Source organism: Burkholderia sp. ABCPW 11 (genome assembly GCF_001523445.1).
GTDB lineage: Bacteria > Pseudomonadota > Gammaproteobacteria > Burkholderiales > Burkholderiaceae > Burkholderia.
Map to the genome: position 1 here is coordinate 1 of NZ_LOVM01000086.1, position 5,514 is coordinate 5,514.

Sequence of the window (5,514 nt, forward strand, 5' to 3'; positions counted from 1 at the left end):
AAAACTTGCTTGGCTTCTTGTTCATGGCTCCATTCTCTCAAGAGTTGGAGCCTCCACAAAACTCGGGGCGGTTCAGGAAGCACACCGGGATATCAGTCACTACCTGATGCATCGATACAACTGGATACGACCGCATCAGTTCAACGACGGACTGGCGCCGGCTGTCGCGGAAGAAAAACTTAACGCAGTGTCCGGAATCAGTTGACCACTACAAATGCGATCTGCTCTTCCGTAAATTTGCTCGTCTTCACGGCATGGCCTTCGTGTCCGCTTGGACACATCATGCCGAATTTCTCTACTTTTGCACCGGACTATTTCTTGGGTCAGGGTCATCCGCACATGCAGTAAAGTTGACCTTCCAATCTGCGGGAAGCGTCAAATGCACTTAGAAGCGGTGACGCAATCCCGCGTTCAGCCGGAGCTGCGATGCGCCGCCTGCGTCGACACCCGTTGCGCCGACAACAGCCTGGGCGGGCCCGTTACCGTTCGAGCCATCCGCATGCGTGTATCCCGCCAGCGCATAAAAGTCGGTGCGCTTGCTCACGAACAGATTTGCACCCGCGCTCAATTGCCGGTACCTTGCGGTCGAATCGCCGGAGGCGTGCAACTGGTTGTACGCGAAAACCGTCATCAGTGTCGGCGTTGCCTGCCACACACCATAGATCGACGCGTTTCGAAACACCTGCGCCCGCGCAAACCCGGATGCGCCATCGGGCCGGTAGCGCGCGTCGCTGTAATAACCACCGATGGTGAACGCGCCGAGCGCGGACTGTGTCGCCACCCGAACGATTCGCACGGAGGCCGCCGCCGCATAAGCGGCATTGACCAAGCTGTTGAAGAACGAATCCGCGCTCGACGTACCGCGCTGCCCGCGCGACGAATTACCGAGATCGACGTGCAGATACCCCGCCGCCGCGGAGAACGCTCCGCGCCGATACGAAAGCGCCGCGCTGTGAGCGAGGCCAGAACCCAATGCACCCGGTGCGCCGCCCAGCGAGGCAAATGCCGACGCTTGCCAGCCGGCTGTGCGTGGACTTGACCATTTGAGTGCGTGGTTGAAGCGCGCACTGGCGTCGGCGTTGTCGACGTCGCCGGGCGTCGAGAACGTCTGGCCGAGATAACCGTCACCCTGCAGCGGTTGCACGAGATCGATCAGGGGATCGTACAGGCGTCCGGCGACGATCGTATGGCCGCTTGGCGTACGCAGGCCGACGTGGCTCTGGCGGCCGAACAGCCGGCGCCCCTGGTTCATCTGGCCGGAGCTCGCGTTGAAGCCGTTTTCGAGTTGGAACACGGCGGCCGCGCCGCCGGCGAGTGGTTCGACGCCCTTCAGGCCGACGCGCGAGCCGGATAAGCTACCACTCTGCAGCTCAAGCCGGTCCGGTGTGCCGCCCGCATTGTGCGTGTATACAAAACTCATATCGACGATGCCATACAGCGTGACCGACGACGCGCACGCACCTGTTGTCACAGCAAGCAGGAGCGCGGCACTTGTCAGCGCGGAGGCGCATCGCTTCAGCCGCGGTCGCGCCATCACAGGTACTTGAGCCATCGGAGATCCTTCCGGCGTTGCTTGAGCTGGGCGAACCAGCGGACGGGGCCGTACAGCGGAACCACGAGCAGCGCCGCGACAAGCCACACGCCCCACAATGCCTCGAAGCCGAAGTATTTCCCCTGATTTGCGCCGAACGCTGCGAGCGCGAGCAGGTAGAGAGCCTTCAGCACGTACAGGTGAAGCAGATAAAAGAACATCGGCGCACCACCCAACATTGATAGGCGGCGTGTGGTGAGGCAACCTTCGCTGCGCTCGAGGCAAGCGAGTAGCAGCAGTGTTACGCCCAGAGTCGGCAGCAAGAACATTAACGAAGGTGGGTACTTGGTAGCGGTAAGAAAGCTCATCGTCGTGCGCAACCAGTCGCCAGCCGCAATCCATGGCCGGTCGCCGTATACATTGAGTCCGCGCAGCGCGACATAGGCCGCAATAAGCGTCGCGCCGACCGCCACGAGCCGTCGCCTCCGGACCGCCGGATCGACTTCTCGCGCATACCACGCCCCAGTGGCGTAGCCGAGCAAAATCACGCCGATCCATGGCAGCACCGGGTAGGTCGTGCGCGCACGCATTCCGTCCCAAAGATCAATGAACACGCGCTGATGGAGCATTGACCAGGGCACGAAGCCGATGGAGTCGGGGCCGAGCTGGACGTTGTCGAGCAGATTGTGACCAGCGACGATTGCGACGCCGAGCGCGAATTGCACGCCGCGCGGCAGCCGCAGCAGCGCGGCAAGTGCGATCATCGCGAGGCCGATCGCCCAGATCACCTGCAGCCACAGAGTCGACGGCGGAAACTCAGCGGTCCATGCAAACGAGACGAAAGTCAGCTCGAGAAAGATCAGGAACGCACCGCGCTTGACGAGAAACGCGGTGGCCTGCCCCATCGAACGGTCCTGGCCGTAAAGCCAAGCTGACAAACCGGTCAGAAACACGAACGCCGGCGCACAAATCTGGCTCGTGAGTCGTGTAAAGAAAAGCGCAGGGTCGACCGTCAACGCATCCATCGGATCTGACACCTGCCTGTGCAGAAAAAAAGTCTCGCGAACGTGATCGACAAGCATCAGCAGCATCACAAAACCACGCAGCGCGTCGATTGCGATGAGGCGGTGGCCAGGGGCTGCGCGTGCAGCCACCGGCCCCGCGACGATAAGGGTACTCATCAGTAGACCTCTGTAGGATTGGCGAAAGATTGGCTGGCTTACGCGATGGCGCAGCGGGCTCTTGTGCGTGAAAACGAGACAAGATCGTGCGATCAATGTCGATTCTTCTTAGGCAAGGGCCAGAATCGTAGTTATCCAGATATGTCAGGTTATAAATCGTTGCGAGACACCTTCACCGCCAACGACTCGACCAGGCATCCTAATTGCAATTAACCTACGACCGTCATTTTCATAATAAAGCTCGAGACTCTGAATGCGATCGCGCTTCAACAACACGCTCAATAACTCAGAGGCAGCCGCTCTTTCCTCATTACTAGCTGCATCGCCATCTGATTCGCATCCGTTCACTTAATATTCCCAATCAATTAAGGAAATCAATTTCCGCTACGAGCCGCTAGCCCTCGTACAGCCCCCAGCCAACCGCGACGCACAGAGGCTCGGCGTTTTCCATTGGCGGACATGGTGGTTTAAATCCCCGTTTGATCGCTCGGATAAGCAAGATTCCACACTGGCATGTATCGCCTAGCCGAAGAGCAGCCGATACTATCGATCCACTTTTGGTCAAACGGATTGAAGGCATACACCTCAGAATCGTCTGATGGCATAGCCGACAGTTCAGCGGCCGCAAGCTATCGATAGCATCGACTAGTGCGCACTCGACACCCTGCCGATCACGACGCACCGGTCTCATATGGAATTTCACAAAATAGGCAACGATCAAAACTTAGCTTAGCTAAATATTGAAGCTTTGCAAATAAACTTCTGCCATTTCTGCCCTAGAGGCATCAATTACTCATCGCACAAGACATCGAACCCGCCCAGCATCGAGACTCGCTACGACTCCAAGTCGTCGCGAACCGCAAGCGATGTGCCACCGACTGACATTACATCGGCGAATTGGTTGCAGCCATGCCGCCCAAACACCTTCGATTCCGGCAAATCTTACACCAACTTTACAGGCACAAGGAAAAATTTGCAACATCTCAAAAAAACTTTATCCCTCTTCGCCCCAATAGGTCAGCCCGCCATTTATTAGGTATACGAAGTGTCAAATGGAATTTCGCTGATCTGCTCTAGAAATCCTGGACACAAATGAGTGTTAGTGTTTCGGAGGCAATTTTCCCAATAGGAACGGGAGGTTGGCGATGAAGCGCAAGCAATACTCGGCGCCTGGAGCGTCGTCTCGTCGCAGTAGATCAGCTCGGCATCAAGCAGCGCGTCGCGCATCAGGTTGATGACGGGCTGTGTTGCGAGGCCGACGCGGATCATGCTGGCGGCGATCGTGTTCGACGAGATGTCGCCGCCGAAGCGGCGCAGCAGACCGGCTTGCCGATACAGCGGCATGCCGAACTGATACTTGCCGGTGGCAATCCACACGAGCGCCGATTCGCTCAACAGTCCGCGGGGAATGATACGTGGCGGCGCCGGCGTCACCTTGATGCCGAGCTCGCAGCACGGACACGCGTATTTGACACGCTGGTGCTGGATCACCCGAAGCTGCTCGGGGATCACCGTAAGCTGTTCGCTGATCTCCACGCCGAACTCGACGAGCACGTGACCATCGTTCGCACAGAAGCGTTCGGCTTCGGGCAGTTCGTGCCGTACGATGTCGCGCGGCAGGTTGGGATCGAGCGGCTTGCTATGGCCGCGCTTTTTGCGCGTATGGGCGACGACCGTCGTATCGGGTGCATCTTCCTGCGCGGGCGTCGCGTTTGCGCCCAGCGCTTCGGCCTCGTTGAACAGGCCGAGCTGATCGGAGTCGCGTGCTTCACTCTTCGCGCCGAACAATTCGCGACGGTAGGAGCGCAGTCGCTCTTCGGCCAGATCGCGTTCCGCCGTCACGAGACGCACCATACTACGCAATTCGTCTCGCTCTTGCTGGAGCGCTGCGTGCTGCTCACGTATCGCGAGCAGCGCGGCCAGTTCATCGGCGGTGACGGTAACTTGAATCGGCATGCTGATTGGACAGGCATGCCGGTTCGATGTTCAGCTCACGCGTAAATATTTCCGCGTCGGATGCCGCTGGGCCGTGGCAATGTCGTCACCGTCAAGCAACGCGTGCAGCGGCGCCGTCGTCATCGTTACGACTTCCGTTTTCTTGTCCGGCCAGATGAAGTGATCAACCTCGAGGCGCTTCATCAGCAACCAGAAGCCGCTCCCATCCCAGCCGAAGACCTTGATCCGATCTCGACGTCGATTACCGAACACGTAAAGCGACGCATCCATCGGGTTCAGGCGCATCGACTGTTCGACGAGAATCGACAGGCTGTTCATGCCGTACCGGAAGTCGACGGGGTCGCGGTGCAGATAGACTTTCAAGCCTTCGTCGAACCGGAACACGGCATCCTCCCGAGCATTTGAATGACGGTGGCCAATTCGTCGATGCTTGCCTCGCCGAGATCGAACTCAACGCCATTCGATAGACGCACATGCAGCGAGAGCGCCATCGAAGAAGACAACGGTAATGGCTCGGACGGTTGTGCGCATGGCGGTGCGGTAGCCGCTACGATCGGCACGAACGCCGACGGAGTACTGGGGAGGTCGATCGTGACGCCGTCAGAAATCGCGGGCGATCGGGCGACTCGCTCGTGTTCGAGCTGAGCCTGAATCTTTTGGTAGCGGGCAATCCAGCTACGCAGGAGATTCGGATTGAGACCATGCTCCATGGCGGTCCGTGCTATTGAAACGCCAGGTTGCAGGCAGATTTATGCGCCCAGGCATCGAGGGGGGTGTCAGGATTTCCGTGTTCAAGGCGGGTTGAGTAATTACACGGAAGGTCGAACGAACCGGTCTGCATAAAGG

At 58.6% G+C, this 5,514-nt stretch carries 4 protein-coding genes and 2 pseudogenes; 1 reads left to right on the forward strand and 5 read right to left on the reverse strand.

Translation table 11 applies throughout. The features are described from left to right. Positions 1-205: pseudogene (locus WS61_RS35870) on the forward strand (hypothetical protein); the annotation flags it as partial. 180 nt (positions 206-385) lie between these two features. Here WS61_RS35870 and WS61_RS28615 read toward each other — a convergent pair. The 5 genes and pseudogenes from WS61_RS28615 to WS61_RS34425 form a co-directional block, all read right to left on the reverse strand. Next, entirely contained in the window at positions 386-1,552 is a 1,167-nt protein-coding gene (locus WS61_RS28615; protein WP_257127377.1) for a porin, read from the reverse strand. Continuing rightward, positions 1,534-2,712, reverse strand: coding sequence for a DUF1624 domain-containing protein (locus WS61_RS28620; RefSeq protein WP_059505593.1), 1,179 nt, complete (start codon positions 2,710-2,712; stop codon positions 1,534-1,536). Before WS61_RS28620 ends, WS61_RS28615 begins: the two co-directional genes overlap by 19 nt. A gap of 1,170 nt (positions 2,713-3,882) precedes the next feature. Continuing rightward, a pseudogene (locus WS61_RS28625) lies at positions 3,883-4,668 on the reverse strand (transposase); the annotation flags it as partial. A 30-nt stretch (positions 4,669-4,698) separates the two neighbouring features. Next, positions 4,699-5,052, reverse strand: coding sequence for an IS66 family insertion sequence element accessory protein TnpB (tnpB, locus tag WS61_RS28630; RefSeq protein WP_059505595.1), 354 nt, complete (start codon positions 5,050-5,052; stop codon positions 4,699-4,701). Then, positions 5,028-5,417, reverse strand: a complete 390-nt coding sequence (locus WS61_RS34425; RefSeq protein ID WP_095211856.1) for a transposase — start codon at positions 5,415-5,417, stop codon at positions 5,028-5,030. The genes tnpB and WS61_RS34425 overlap by 25 nt, the downstream gene beginning before the upstream one ends. Positions 5,418-5,514 lie beyond the last annotated feature (97 nt).

Coding starts and splice junctions, on each gene's coding strand:
- WS61_RS28615 (WP_257127377.1), bottom strand. CDS start 1,552: ATGGCTCAAGTACCTGTGATGGCGCGACCGCGGCTGAAGCGATGCGCC.
- WS61_RS28620 (WP_059505593.1), bottom strand. CDS start 2,712: ATGAGTACCCTTATCGTCGCGGGGCCGGTGGCTGCACGCGCAGCCCCT.